The sequence below is a fragment of the Sulfurospirillum sp. HTRB-L1 genome (assembly GCF_059415125.1).
In genome coordinates, this window is the sequence record NZ_JCAHZR010000010.1 from 17,174 (window position 1) to 30,065 (window position 12,892).

Annotated in this window: 19 protein-coding genes; 5 read left to right on the forward strand and 14 right to left on the reverse strand. The window is 49.1% G+C overall.

Annotated elements, in window-relative coordinates; all coding sequences use genetic code 11:
• Positions 1–71 precede the first annotated feature (71 nt).
• A complete protein-coding gene (locus AC5SLM_RS12990; protein WP_495251397.1) occupies positions 72–1,319 on the forward strand; it encodes a hypothetical protein in 1,248 nt (415 codons plus the stop codon).
• Positions 1,320–1,336: 17 nt separating this feature from the next.
• The gene (locus AC5SLM_RS12995; protein WP_495251398.1) at positions 1,337–1,825 is read left to right on the forward strand and encodes a YceI family protein; all 489 of its coding nucleotides are present in this window, start codon (positions 1,337–1,339) and stop codon (positions 1,823–1,825) included.
• Between the two features lie 59 nt (positions 1,826–1,884).
• Here AC5SLM_RS12995 and AC5SLM_RS13000 read toward each other — a convergent pair whose 3' ends face one another.
• The 3 genes from AC5SLM_RS13000 to tpx all read right to left on the reverse strand — a co-directional run bounded on the left by AC5SLM_RS13000 (position 1,885) and on the right by tpx (position 4,480).
• The gene (locus AC5SLM_RS13000; protein ID WP_495251399.1) at positions 1,885–2,619 is read right to left on the reverse strand and encodes a dienelactone hydrolase family protein; all 735 of its coding nucleotides are present in this window, start codon (positions 2,617–2,619) and stop codon (positions 1,885–1,887) included.
• Positions 2,620–2,739: 120 nt separating this feature from the next.
• The gene (locus tag AC5SLM_RS13005) at positions 2,740–3,936 is read right to left on the reverse strand and encodes an NnrS family protein (RefSeq protein ID WP_495251400.1); all 1,197 of its coding nucleotides are present in this window, start codon (positions 3,934–3,936) and stop codon (positions 2,740–2,742) included.
• The gene (gene tpx, locus AC5SLM_RS13010) at positions 3,920–4,480 is read right to left on the reverse strand and encodes a thiol peroxidase (RefSeq protein WP_495251401.1); all 561 of its coding nucleotides are present in this window, start codon (positions 4,478–4,480) and stop codon (positions 3,920–3,922) included. Before tpx ends, AC5SLM_RS13005 begins: the two co-directional genes overlap by 17 nt.
• Positions 4,481–4,602: 122 nt before the next feature.
• Here tpx and AC5SLM_RS13015 point away from each other — a divergent pair, with 122 nt between their 5' ends.
• From AC5SLM_RS13015 to AC5SLM_RS13025, 3 genes are all read left to right on the forward strand, one after another.
• Positions 4,603–5,298 (forward strand): MOSC domain-containing protein, encoded by a 696-nt coding sequence (locus AC5SLM_RS13015; protein ID WP_495251402.1) that lies wholly within the window; start codon positions 4,603–4,605, stop codon positions 5,296–5,298.
• Positions 5,299–5,400: 102 nt separating this feature from the next.
• On the forward strand, positions 5,401–5,649 hold the full coding sequence (locus tag AC5SLM_RS13020; protein WP_495251403.1) for a hypothetical protein: 249 nt from the start codon (positions 5,401–5,403) through the stop codon (positions 5,647–5,649).
• Positions 5,636–5,971, forward strand: a complete 336-nt coding sequence (locus tag AC5SLM_RS13025; protein WP_495251404.1) for a type II toxin-antitoxin system PemK/MazF family toxin — start codon at positions 5,636–5,638, stop codon at positions 5,969–5,971. The genes AC5SLM_RS13020 and AC5SLM_RS13025 overlap by 14 nt, the downstream gene beginning before the upstream one ends.
• 3 nt (positions 5,972–5,974) lie before the next feature.
• On the opposite strand, the gene AC5SLM_RS13030 is transcribed toward AC5SLM_RS13025, so the two are convergent.
• From AC5SLM_RS13030 to exbB, 11 genes are all read right to left on the reverse strand, one after another.
• Positions 5,975–6,847: an ATP-binding cassette domain-containing protein gene (locus tag AC5SLM_RS13030; protein ID WP_495251405.1), complete on the reverse strand. Its 873-nt coding sequence runs from the start codon at positions 6,845–6,847 to the stop codon at positions 5,975–5,977.
• Entirely contained in the window at positions 6,844–7,527 is a 684-nt protein-coding gene (gene modB, locus AC5SLM_RS13035; protein WP_495251406.1) for a molybdate ABC transporter permease subunit, read from the reverse strand. Before modB ends, AC5SLM_RS13030 begins: the two co-directional genes overlap by 4 nt.
• Positions 7,520–7,924, reverse strand: a complete 405-nt coding sequence (locus AC5SLM_RS13040) for a hypothetical protein (protein WP_495251407.1) — start codon at positions 7,922–7,924, stop codon at positions 7,520–7,522. Before AC5SLM_RS13040 ends, modB begins: the two co-directional genes overlap by 8 nt.
• On the reverse strand, positions 7,921–8,751 hold the full coding sequence (modD, locus tag AC5SLM_RS13045) for a ModD protein (protein WP_495251408.1): 831 nt from the start codon (positions 8,749–8,751) through the stop codon (positions 7,921–7,923). The genes AC5SLM_RS13040 and modD overlap by 4 nt, the downstream gene beginning before the upstream one ends.
• 10 nt (positions 8,752–8,761) lie before the next feature.
• Positions 8,762–9,415 (reverse strand): molybdate ABC transporter permease subunit, encoded by a 654-nt coding sequence (locus AC5SLM_RS13050; RefSeq protein WP_495251409.1) that lies wholly within the window; start codon positions 9,413–9,415, stop codon positions 8,762–8,764.
• Between the two features lie 4 nt (positions 9,416–9,419).
• Positions 9,420–10,115, reverse strand: coding sequence for a molybdate ABC transporter substrate-binding protein (modA, locus tag AC5SLM_RS13055; RefSeq protein ID WP_495251410.1), 696 nt, complete (start codon positions 10,113–10,115; stop codon positions 9,420–9,422).
• Positions 10,112–10,849, reverse strand: a complete 738-nt coding sequence (gene modA / locus AC5SLM_RS13060) for a molybdate ABC transporter substrate-binding protein (RefSeq protein WP_495251411.1) — start codon at positions 10,847–10,849, stop codon at positions 10,112–10,114. Before modA (AC5SLM_RS13060) ends, modA (AC5SLM_RS13055) begins: the two co-directional genes overlap by 4 nt.
• Before the next feature lie 2 nt (positions 10,850–10,851).
• A complete protein-coding gene (locus tag AC5SLM_RS13065) occupies positions 10,852–11,268 on the reverse strand; it encodes a TOBE domain-containing protein (RefSeq protein WP_495251412.1) in 417 nt (138 codons plus the stop codon).
• Between the two features lie 102 nt (positions 11,269–11,370).
• A complete protein-coding gene (locus AC5SLM_RS13070; RefSeq protein WP_495251413.1) occupies positions 11,371–12,093 on the reverse strand; it encodes an energy transducer TonB in 723 nt (240 codons plus the stop codon).
• The gene (locus tag AC5SLM_RS13075) at positions 12,086–12,472 is read right to left on the reverse strand and encodes a biopolymer transporter ExbD (protein ID WP_495251414.1); all 387 of its coding nucleotides are present in this window, start codon (positions 12,470–12,472) and stop codon (positions 12,086–12,088) included. Before AC5SLM_RS13075 ends, AC5SLM_RS13070 begins: the two co-directional genes overlap by 8 nt.
• Positions 12,459–12,887: a TonB-system energizer ExbB gene (gene exbB, locus AC5SLM_RS13080; protein WP_495251415.1), complete on the reverse strand. Its 429-nt coding sequence runs from the start codon at positions 12,885–12,887 to the stop codon at positions 12,459–12,461. The genes AC5SLM_RS13075 and exbB overlap by 14 nt, the downstream gene beginning before the upstream one ends.
• Between the last annotated feature and the right edge of the window lie 5 nt (positions 12,888–12,892).

The following is a 12,892-nucleotide window of genomic DNA, read 5'->3' on the forward strand; positions in this document are numbered from 1 at the left end:
TTAAAATCCATTTTAAATTTTTTTACTAGCTGATAGAATTAATCTTGAAATTATTTTCAGGAGGAAGTTTTATGAAAAAATCTACTGTCGTACTGCTTAGTACCGCACTGTGTGCATCTTTGGCCAGTGCTAAAGTCGAGCATGTGTTTGAGCCTGCAAAAGACACATCTGCTTTTACGGGTGTGGAGTGGGACTGGAAAGCCGCTCTATCGTTTTACTACCAAGGGTTAACACAAGACTACACGCCCGTAACCGGTAGTGCAGAAAAAATCGATAATGGCCTCATTCTCCCCAACGCCAACCTTGATATTTACGCCAAAATCTTGAGTGGTTTTAATGTCAAGTTGCAAACCATGCTCTCTTCTAGCCACCACCCCGAAACGTACGTTAAAGGCGGTTACGCGACTATCGACAACCTTGATTTCATCACGCCGGGCTTTCTTGGTGACGTGATGGCAAACACCACCATCAAAATCGGGGTAAATGACATCAACTTTGGTGATGACCATTACCGTCGCACCGACAATGCCGAAGTAACACGCAACCCATTCATCGCCAACATGGTCGTTGAGTCTTACATGCAAGCCTTTCACGTGGAAGTCTTGCACCGTTTGCCAACACTCAATGCCTTTGTCGTGGGCGGTATCACCAACGGAAAAGCACAGCCCAACAACGTTGTCAAAACGACCGACACGAGTGATGCTAAAAACGCCTCTTATGCCCTTTATGGAAAAGTGGGTTTTGACAAGCAACTTAACGACGCATTGCGTGTGAGAATCACCGAATCCCTCTACTGGCAGCAAAAAGCGGCACGGGGCGACTTGTACTCGGGTGATAAAGCGGGTGACACCCTAGCAAACATCTTTGGCGCTTCAGCTTCTGCGACCTCACAACACACATGGAATGCCATGAGAGACAACACCCTTGGGCAAACTTACGCGGATATCCTTGCGTCTAAAACCAACTTTTTTGTCAAGTACAACGACACAGAATTTTACGGGTTGTATGAGATTGTTGATGGTGAAATGCGAAGTGGTGTGAGTATGGATTTGAAACATTATGCGTTTGACGTAGTGCAACGCTTTGCCAATGACAGATTTTACGTAGCAGCGCGCTATGAAAATGCGGTTAGAAAATACAGTGGTGACGTTAACGGTGATGCTGAAATTACGCAGTATCAACTCACTGCTGGCTGGTTTTTGTCTAAAAATGCCGTGGCCAAAGCCGAGTACATCAAGCACGAGCGTAGCAATTTTAACGAATACAATGGCAAAGCTAAATTTGACGGCTTCTTGATTTCCGCTGGCCTTAGCTTTTAATATCTCTAGGAGGAAGCATGAAAAAATTAATGGTTAGTCTTTTATTTCTTTCAAGTATCTGTTTTGCACAAAGCAGTATTGAGATTCACGGAACCTCAACACTGCACGATTGGAAGATGGTCTCTCAAACCATCGATGTGGGTGCATTTGAGAGCGAAGGTGGGGTGATTTTGGCCCTTGATGTAGGGGTGCAAATCGAAACCCTCAAAAGCGGCGACGCTGGCCTTGATAAAAAAGCCTACGAAGCCCTTAAAATCGACAAAAGTAATGTCATCACTTTTTCCCTCAAAGAGCACAACGTGGAAAATAAAACCCTCCGCGGTGTTTTTAAAGTGCTCGACATGGAACGCGAAGAAACCCTCACTCCTGAGGTTATCGAAGTAGACCGCGTGGCGGGAAGCTTTGAGGTAAACATGACAGACTTTGGCATCACGCCACCTTCGGTTATGTTTGGCGCCATCAAGTCTGGCGATGCCATTACGGTGAAGTACGACATCCAAAGATAGTCGACTTCCACACTCCTTAGAAAAATACCGAGGCTAGGCTAAGAGCCTCGGTGACTCCTTTATTTCCCAAAAACCTCTTTCAAATACCCGCTAAAACGCTCCCACGACTTGCGATCAGCTTCGGCATGGTAACGGGGTGAGCCAAACACGCTAAACGCATGGGGTGCGCCACTGTACGTGTGCATTTCATGGGAAATGCCTGCACTTTCAAGCTCTTTAGCAAAGGTGGCAAACTCTTCCATACTAATGGCCGTGTCTGCGGTTCCGTGAAACACAACCACCTCACCCGTGATGCCCTCCACGCTTTGTCCTTGTGGAGTAGCCAACCCTCCATGAAAAGAGACAAAGGCTTTAAGCGGCGCACTTGAACGGGCAGAATCCAAAATCACCGTACCGCCAAAACAATAGCCGATGCCTATGGCATTATCCACATTAGCGCCCGCTTGCCTTGCCGCGTCAACACCTGCTTGTAAAATCGCCCGCATTTTGGGGCGGTCGTTGTACAAATCCCCTGTCAATGCGCGCCGTTTTTCCACCGTGTCGGCGACAACACCCTTACCGAACATATCCACCGCAAAGGTAGCATAGCCCATCGCGTAAAGCATACTCGCACGCTTTTTTTCGTACGCATCTAGCCCGTCCCAATCGTGCACCAACACCACCAAAGGCGCCTCTTTATGGGGCGAAGTATAATACCCCTCGTACGCCTTGCCCTCGACTTCATACACCACAGGCGCTCCATTAGCAAAGGCCAATACGCTGGCACAAATCCATCCTACAATACTTCGGGTCATGGTTTCTCCTTAGGGAAGATTAACGTAGTATTTTACGTCAATCTTAACCCTCCTTGGCCAAAACCTTCTTAAATCTTTGAAGCTAGTCCCCAGAAGTAAAACGCGCTTAACACACCCTTGCTACTTCTCAAACAAAATCTTCCCATACCGCCCTGCCCACCAACCAAATACCCCTAGCCACGCTAGGGCACTCAGGCCAATAAGGCTCGTGTAATGGCTAGGCACCAAGTCTGCGCCCACGCGCAAGAGCGTCATGGTTTGCACTAGCCCAAACAGCGCCACCGCGTAGCCATCGGCCACAGGCGTGCGCCCTGAGTGGCCCAATAAAACCCGCGTGCCAAAGCCAATAAGCACGGTCGTAAAATACCCAAGCGCTAAGGCGTGCAGCGGTGCGTGGCCAAAATGCCACCCTAAATCAAACCACTGGGAGAGTCCTTGGAGCGTGAAAAGCAAAAAGCCCACAGGCGCCCACCAAATGGAAAGAAACAGCACCCATAAAATAGGCGGAGACTGGCGAAAGGGGAGTTTCCACCGCACCAGTTCAAGGGTGATAACCCCAAGCAAAAGCCCATCGGCAAGCAAGGCATTAAACCCCAAAGACTCTAGCGCCACTTTCAGTAAAAGCCCGCCAAACACTAACGGCAAAAAGTACTTAGACTTGCGCACTTCGTATCCTTGAATGCGGTTAGCCGCAAAGAAAGGAATCATCTTTTGCGAGACCACAATGACCACCAAAAAGAGGTACATGTAAAAGCTCATGGTGAGCGCTACATGTAAGGTCGGTGCAACAAAGGAGGCAAAAAACAGCACTTGGGCGAGTGCGCCAAACGCAAAGGCTAAAAGCATCCACGAAGTGTCTTGTTTGTTAGGCACGCTACTTTGACGCTGAAAATCCCACAGCACCCACACCAGTTTTCCATACCCCACAAACACAAGCATCAGGGCAAGCAACACCCCTGTTTCAGAAATAAAACTGAGCACTGCCAACCCTACGCCACCAAGATTTAAGGCCAATGCGGGCCACAGATAAGCGGCCTTTGGCGCACTTGGGCGCGCAAGGTAGCGGGGAAAGGTGGTAAGCAAAAAGCCCACAAAAAACTGGGTAAACACCACAAACGCCATGGCATACCCGTGGTAAAATTCTGGCCTTACATGTAAGGCAATCCACCCGCTAAACTGCATCCCAAGCAGGGCTACAAACACCACCCCTTGCACAATGCCCGCAAAGAAAAACAACCGATGGGGCAATGCCAAGAGGTTTTGCCACGGCGTGGTTTTGGGGCTTGGCGGGGGCGTGAGGCTACTGACAAAAACCACAACAACTCGCTCCTTGGTTTGCCGCCGCGATGGCTTTTTGGAGCGCCTCCTCATAGTTTGGCTCGTCCGTGACATTTGGGACAATTTGCTTGTACACCACACGACCGTCTTTACTGACGATGAAAATTGCCCGCGCGCACAGCCCTTCTAGTGGCCCGTTTTCAATGAGCACGCCGTACGCTTTGGCAAAGGCTTTGGCTTTAAAATCACTCACAAAGGTGAGGTTTTCCACCTCGGAGCGGTTGCAAAACGAAGCCGCCGCAAAGGGCAAGTCCATGGAAACAAAGATGCCCTCAATGCCTTCTTGCTGGGCCAAACGCGCGCTAAACTCATGGGCTTCTTTGGCGCATATGGGCGTGTCAAAGGAAGGGGCAGTGAGGATAAGCTGGATGGTATTGCCCTCCATTCCAAGAGTTTTTGGCTCCAAGTGGGGATCAGGAAGTGTCACAATGGGCGCAGGGTTCCCAAGCTCCAAAGGGGTTCCGCCAAGGCGCAAGCGTTCGCCCTTAAAGGCTGTGTAGTCGGCTTTGTCTTTAAATAGCATGCATGTCTCCTTATTTTTAGGAGTCATTTTATCCTATTTAGCATCCTTGATGCATTGATGCACATCAAAGCTTTTAAAGGTTGCTTGGATTAAAATCAATCACTTATCAGTGGAGCGTCCCCATGCAACAGCCTTTTAGCACCGTCCTTGCCCTCAAAGTTGGTACCGCCCAAACCACCTCCCTTCCAGACTCAAACCGCAAAACAATGGTTTCAGCCATCATTAAAGAGCCCGTGCAAAGCGCCGCCCTCTCCCTTTTGGGATTTGAAGGAGACGAACACGGCGACCCCGCCCACCACGGAGGATTGGTTAAAGCTGTTTTTATGCTAGGAACCAAAACCTACGCCGCCATCAATGCCTTGTGCGGCACAGCGTTTAGCCCGATGGAGGCGACGCAATTTGGAGAAAACATGGTCTTTTCTGATGTGGGAGAAGAGGACGTTTGCGTGGGAGATATTTTGCGCGTGGGTGAAGTGCGCCTCTGTGTCACCCAACCCCGCCAACCCTGCTGGAAACTGGGTGCGAGTACCCGCATCCCCACCATGACACAGACCATTTTTCGCCACGCTCACACGGGATGGTACGCCAAAGTCCTCCACGAAGGACGCGTGCAGGTGAACGACACCGTGTTGCTAGAAAAGCGCCCCTTTGCCCATCTCACTATCCGCGCCCTCAACCAAAGTTTATTAGACCCCAAAGCACACAAAGCGCTCATCCAAGAAGCCCTAACTTGCGACGTGCTTGGCCCTTCCTTTAAAAGCGCACTTGCCAAAAAAGCGGGAGGCGAGGTGGTTGACTTGTCTTATCAAACCCTTTAAAAAATGAAAAAAACGAAGCACTAAAGCCTTACATGTAAAGGATGTTGTAATGTTTTAGTTTATAAGTTATAATTCTTATAGATTAAAACTAAAGGATGTAAAATGCTAACCTACGGTGTTACCGACATTCAAAACAAACCTTCCCTGATAAAAGGGATGGGTATTGCCCAGATTGTCGACAAAAGAGCCCACGCAACTTTGGGGTATTTCATCTCTTCAAAGTACGAAAGTTACATCAGGCCCATTCTTGACCAAATCGACAAAGATGAAAAGCGCGCCAAACTCCACAAGCTAAAGCACCATCAGGACTTGGAATTTGCTGAAATCGGGGTGGATGATGGAATTGCATAGAGGGGATATTGTCATTGTCAATCTTTACCCCAAAAAAGGGGATGAAGTGGGAAAAATACGGCCAGCCCTTATCCTCTCAGGAAACGATGAAAATGCCATTTTAGACACAATCATCCTCATTCCCCTCTCAACAGACCTTATCGACGACATGCTTCCTTATCGGATGCGAATACCCAAAAGAGGTGGCCTTAAAGAAGATTCTGACCTTCTTATAAACCAAATCAGAACCCTCTCAAAAACACGCATCAAAGAAAAAATCGCCACAGTAACCGACGCGGAATACACGTTAGTCGTGGAAGCACTTTGTAAAAATTTTCAGTAGCGCCTATAGCACATGAATGAGCGGATTAAAGGCTTTGGAAGAGAGCGTGACGCGCTGCCCTACATGTAAAGCGTTGGCTTCTTTAGCGCTAGAGACGACTTTGATGATGTCTTGGCCCACAAGCACACTCACCACAAACACGATGTCGCTAGGCTCGATGGCGACCACTTCGCCGCTAAATTTGAACTTACCGCTGATGTTGCCCCCGCCAAAAATCTCCGCAGGGCTCCCTTGGGAAACTACCTTGCCATTTTCCAGCTCCACAACCTCTTGGGCAAGCTTGTACACCTCGCCAATGTCATGGCTCACCAACAACGTCGTGAGGCCAAAGTGCCGTTGCACACGCAAGAGCTCATCTTGAAGTTTGGCGCGCATAGCAAAATCAAGAGCAGAAAGCGGTTCGTCTAACAGCAAGATTTTAGGCTCTCGCACTAACGCGCGCGCGAGGGCTACGCGTTGGGCTTGGCCGCCTGAGAGGGTGATGGGTTTTTCGCTGGCCAATGCCTCAAGCTCCATCACTTCCAACACTTCATCCACCTTAGACACAGGCGCGTTTTTCTCTAGGGCATAGCGCAAATTTTCCCGCACATTCATGTTGGGAAACAGCGCGTAATCTTGAAACACAAAGCCTACTTTGCGCTTTTGCGGCGGGAGGTTAATCCCTTTTTGGCTATCAAACCATGTCTCGCCCTCTACCACAATGCGCCCAGAATCAGGCGCAAAAAGCCCTGCTATCATCTTTAAAATGGTACTTTTTCCCGCCCCACTTTTGCCAAAAAGCACGTTTAAAGAGGCTTCTTGGAGCCTTACATGTAAAGCCATTTCAATAGGCCCATCGGCCCCGCGGAGGGTTTTATTGAGTAAAAATTCATTCATCTAATTTCCGCCTTCAAAAAGTGCTTGTTGATGCCGTACACAAAGAGCAAGATGGCAAAAGAGACCACAAAGAGGGTAAGAGCGTAGTTGTTTGCCGCCGCGTAATTCAGGGCTTCGACTTCATCGTAAATGGCAATGCTTGCCACTCTGGTTTCCCCTGCGATATTCCCGCCCATCATGAGCACTACCCCAAACTCCCCCACCGTGTGGGCAAAAGAGATGACGATGCCCGTAAGAAGCGAGGGGCGAATGTTGGGCAAAAGCACGCGAAAAAGCACATTAAGTTTGCTTTTGCCTAACGTGTACGCCGCGTCCATGAGGTTTTTAGGCAGCGCTGAAAACCCGCTTTGGATGGGGTGCACCATAAAAGGGAGTGAAAAGATGATGGACGCCACCACTAAGCCTTCAAAACTAAACACAAGCCGCAAATCAAAGGTTTCATCTAGCCATTTTCCAAAACCATCCCGCGGGCTAAAAAAGACAAGCATGTAAAACCCAAGCACGCTGGGAGGAAGCACTAAGGGCATGGAAACGATAGCCTCAATGATGGGCTTAAAACGGGTTTTCGTGAGGGCCAAAAAATACCCCAACGGCACCCCGATAAAAAGCAACAACACCGTGGTGATGCCTGCTAGTTTGAAGGTGAGGCCCATGGTTTGCACAAACGCATCATCAAACATTGCGAACCTTTTGCAGGGTAACTTCGTTGGCTTTAACAAACCACATAAAGGATTTTCCCGCCTCCACGCCAAGACGTTTTAAAGAGGCTGTGGTAATCATCGACACCACCTCATCCTCCCCAAACCCAAACCCCACTTCGCTCACAAGTTCTCCTTGGTTGACCCACAAAACGGGCGAAACAAAAGCGTTCGCCGCGCTCACGGAGGATTTGGGTGTGGCGATGAGCACTTCGCTTTCTTTAAACAGCACCTTCACGGCCGTCCCCTCTTCTAAGGGGGCAAAGGCGTCGATGTCTACCATGAGCGCGCGCATGGCGTGTTCTCCCACACGCAAACTCACCTGCGAAAGCAAGGCAACACTCTCTATCTTTTCCACTTTGGCACGCAGAATATTCACCGTTTATCCTTGGGGCGCATGGTTACTTTCACGTCTTTTGGCTTGGCAAAATAGGGCGAAGAGGTCACGAGAAAATCCACCCCGCACGCGGCGGTCGCTTGGGCGTTGCTTACGTTGATGCCGCCTGTGGCCGAAAGCAACACCTGAGGGAATTTTTCCTTAAGCTTCACGCACCGTTTTAGCTCCTCATAGCCCATCTTTTCGCACTGTAAAATATCTGCGCCAATGGTAGCAAAATAGAGTGCTTCTTGGAAGTTTTCCACCTCAACGGTGATTTTTTTCTCCAAAAATCTTTGCTTAAGCTCCCAAAAATGGCGCGCAAGGGCTTCTTTATCGCCCAAAAAAATGCGGTGTTGGGCAAACACTAGCACCGAATCGTACAGCCCCAAACGGTGTGGCGCACCACCACCTGAGAGCACGGCGGTCAACATCATCTTTTTGGTGCCGGGGAAATGCTTACGCGTGGTAACCACTTCCGTGCGAGGATTCCCCTGCTTGGCCTCGTGCACCAAGGCTTTGGTGTAACTGGCCACGCCACTTAAGTGCTCCAAAAGATTTTGCGACACCTTCCACGCTTGGTGCAAGGCTTGCGCACTACCGATGCAATGCAAGAGGCGTTCCCCTGCCCCAACTTCCTCACCCTCATGGGCATCAAAGGTAAAAGCCAGCCCAAGCTCTTGTAAAATCTCTTTCACATAAACGCAACCACTGAGCGTCATGGCTTCTTTGGCGTGCATTTCCATCACCCCACTTTGCCCCCCAATGCCAAGCCCAAGGGTCGTAATGTCCATCATTCCTACGTCTTCTTCTAATAATACGTTGCCCATTTTTTCCTCTTTACATGTATGCTAATTTTTTCAATCCTAAAAAGATGCCCGTCGAGACAAACGCCAAAACAACTGCGAGTATGATAGCCTTTTCTAAGTCTCCTCCAAAGGCGTGGTTGTAAATGGCCAAGGAAAGGGTGTCGGTTTTGCCGATGATGTTGCCCCCAAGCATCAAGGTGATGCCCACCTCGCCCAAAGAGCGTCCAAACCCTAAAAACAAAGCGATGAGGATGACTTTTTTGCTGTTAGGCAAAACGACCCGCATGAGGGTCTCAAACTTCCCTTTTCCCAGAGTATACGACGCTTGGGCGTAGCGTTTGGACTGCTCGTCGATGGCCGACTGGATGGGTTTTACCACCAAGGGTAACCCCGCCACAAACGAAGCGATGAGCACGCCCCAAAAACTAAAAATGACTTCCACCCCCCACAAAGCTAGCGCCTCACCAAACCAACCGTTCTTCCCTAAAAGCAAGAGCAAAAACAACCCCAGTGCAATGGGTGGAAAAACGATGGGGATGCTCACCAGCAGGTCAACAATCCCCTTTAAAAAACTCTTTTGACCACTCAAATAAGTGGCCAATCCCACCCCCAAGACCAAATGCAGCGCCACCGTCCATGCCCCTACATGTAAAGAAAGCAGCGCAGGCCCAAGGAGCCAATCCATAAGGCTAGAGCCCGTGTTTTGTGAGGATGTGACGCGCTTCTTGGCTTTTAAGAAACGCTAAAAATAGGTCCATCTGGGGGCTTTGCTTGCCCTCAAGAACGACGGCGATGATGCGAATGGGTGCGTAAAGATGCTCTTCAATCACCACGCGGTTGCCCACTTTTTGGGCGATGCCAAGGTAATCTGTTTCGTTTAAAAACCCCGCGTCCACGTCGCCACTGACCAAATACGCACTCACCTGTGGCACGGTTTGTACTACCACTAACTTCTCTTTGAGCGCGTCATAGTGGGGCGTCAAAAAGGTGTTGGCCGCGTTGCCATAAATGGCCCGTTTGGGGTCAGGCATGGCGATTTTAGCGATGCGCTTTTCAAAAAGCGTCTCCACCGTGCCCTCTTTTTCTTTGGCAAATACGAGTACGAGTTTGCCTTTGCCCAGTTCCACCACTTCCTCGTATTTAACCCCAAGACGGTTGATAAATTCTTCATCCCCGAAAAAAAGGGCTACCTTGTCCGTGTGGTCAAGTTGCTGTTTGATCTGTTGCATGTTGCCAAAAATAGGGTTAATACGCACGCCAGATTCTTTCGTAAACACTTCCAAAAGCTCCGTAATGGGGCGTTTGTACCCTGCCCCGCCCGCAATCACAAGCTCGTTTGCTACAAGGGTGAAGCTCAACAGTGCTGCAAGAAAAAGCGCTCTCATTGGGGCGTTCCAAAGCCGTATTTTTGAAACACTGCTTGGGCCTCTTTAGTGAATACAAAGTCTGCAAAAGCGAAGGCAGTATTGTTGTCTTTGGCGTATTTGGTGATCACAAACCCTTGCTTAATGGGCTCATACAACGTATAATCCACTTCCATGTACTCTTCAGGTTTTGCGGTATTTTTGATGAGCGAAAATGCCACCAAGCCAATATCCGCCGCACCCGTGTCCACAAACTGCACGCTCTGCCCGATGTTTTCGCCTTGGGCGATTTTGCCCTCAACCGCCTTGCTAAGCCCCGATTTTTCGATGATTTGCATGGCCGCAACCCCATAAGGCGCAACCCGTGGATTGGCGATGGAAATCTTTTTTACCTCGGGCGTACCAAGCACGCCAAGCCCCTTGGCTACCAAGGCAGGATTGTGCGAATACAACGCCACCGTGCCAAGCACAAAGGGTTTTGGGTCACTAATGGCATCCCCTTGTTTGACCAACGCTTCTACATAACCCATGTTTGCCGCAAAGAAAAGGTCGTACTTAAACCCGTTGGTAAACTGGGCAAAAGCTTTTCCAGAAGCACTGTAGTACATGTCCACTTGGGCGTTTGGATTGGCTTTTTTAAACAACTCCACCACTTCTTCCATAGCAAACTTCGTACTCGAAGCAGCAAACACCGTGATTTTTTCTGCAAACAACGCAACACATGTTAGCATTAACGCTACAATAATTTTTTTCATCTTTACACTCCCATGATTAACGCACTGGCTTTGACGATGGCAACAACCTCGTCCCCTTTTGACAACCCTAAACTTTGCATGCCCTCTAGCGTAAGACTAGAAACAATTTTATCACCTCCGACAGCGACGATAACTTCGCTACTTACAGGCCCCTTGGTAATCTCAAGCACTTTCCCTTTAAACTGGTTTCTTGCGCTTAACTTTAGGCCATTTCCTTTGGCGAGCATAACCGCATTGGCTTTAAAAATAGCGGTTGCGTTCATCCCTACATGTAAGCCCAGATGCTTAACGCTCTCTTCGGTCAATGTCGCAGTAACACGCATTCCCTCTTTAGTTTCAAGCACCACCTTGGCATTGACTGCCCCATCTTGCACTTCAATGATTTTACCGCTGATTTGATTGCGCGCACTTAGTTTCATACAACTCCTTTTTAGCAAAGTTTTGGCAGTATAACGCGATATAACTTAAAATACAACGACGCAATTGATGAAAATTTAAACACGCAACTATTCGCCCAACCCTCACAACAACCGATACGCCACAGGCACCTTCACCGTGATACGCACGGGAGGTTTAGGAAAGAAGCGGCTTGCGGCTTGAATGGTTTCGAGGGTGTGTTGGTCCAAAAAAGCGTGGTTTGAACTTTGCACAACGCTAAGATTTAGCACTTCCCCTTGGGGTGTAATCTCAAAGGTGACGATGACTTCTCCTTGAAGTTTCAGCTTTCGTGCCCGCAACGGATAGCTTCTGTGTTGCAAGAGGACCGCTTGCAAGCGTTGCAAATAGACCTCCTCTTCCCATGCTTGCGCTCTTCCTTGAACAGGCAAAGAGACAGGAGCGTGAGCGGAAGCTCCTTGGGATGAGGCGATTAGGACCGTGTTTGGCATCCTTGTACCAACAGGGATTTCTTGAACAGGTTCTTGGGGTGTTTCGTTGGCTGTTATGTCCTCTTCAGGAGGAGCCTTTGGTGCGGGTTTCTTTGGCTTCGCTTTGGGTTTTTCTTTTGGCGGCATCGGGCTAACAAGAGGCGGTTGCTTGGGTGGCGGGGGACTTTCTTTGGGAGGTTCAATCGCCAAAGGTGGAGTTTCTTGCGCAGAAGGTGAAGTAATGTGCTGAAGAGAAAGAACAAGAGGACGCTCGTGTAGCACGGGTGGTTTTTGGGCAGGTGTCTCTAGGAGTAACCCACCCAAGACCAGTACATGTACACTCGCCGAAAGGCCCATCCCCCACGCCAGCTTACTCATCGTCTTTGACCATAATCCTTACTTCGGTGTAGCCTTTGGTTTTTAAGATGTCCATGACTTTTACAAAGGTACCAAAGGCACTTTGGGTGTCGCTACGCAAGACAATGGGTGTTTGGGGCAAAATGGATGCCAAAGATACCTCTAACGCTTCAAATGCAATGGGAGAACCGTTTACATGTAACCGGTTGTCTTGGGTGATGGTAATCTCAAAGGGCGTTAAGGGTGTGGGAGCTTCTTCGGAGCTTGCCTCAGGAAGGGTCACGCTTATGGTACCTTGAGAGATAAACGTTGAAACCGTTAACACAATGGCTAAAAGTACCAACATCACATCAATCAACGGGATGACATTGAGTCCTTCGGGACGCTTAAGGGCGCGCATGGAGGCTTTTCCATTGGTTCATGAGCACATCCACTTTACGCAAACAGGCCGAGTAGACCATCAAGGAAGGAATGGCTACCAAGAGCCCCAGAGCGGTTGCTTTAAGGGCCAATGAAAGCCCTACAAGCACGGCGTCGGTGTTAATCCCACCGCCGCTTCCCATGTCGTAAAAAGTCACCATCACTCCCGCTACAGTGCCTAGTAATCCCACATAGGGTGCATTAGAACTCACCACCGAAAGAAAGGTGAGGTGACGAGTCAGGGTTGTTTCAAGGGCGTAAATGTCACTAAAACTTGCCACGTTACATGTACGGTAATACAACCACCGCTCAAGAGCAAAGCCAAGGGCAAGCACACTCATCATACCCAGCACTCCAAAAACCGCATAGTCCATGTAGGTTTTTAGCCATTCCATGAGGC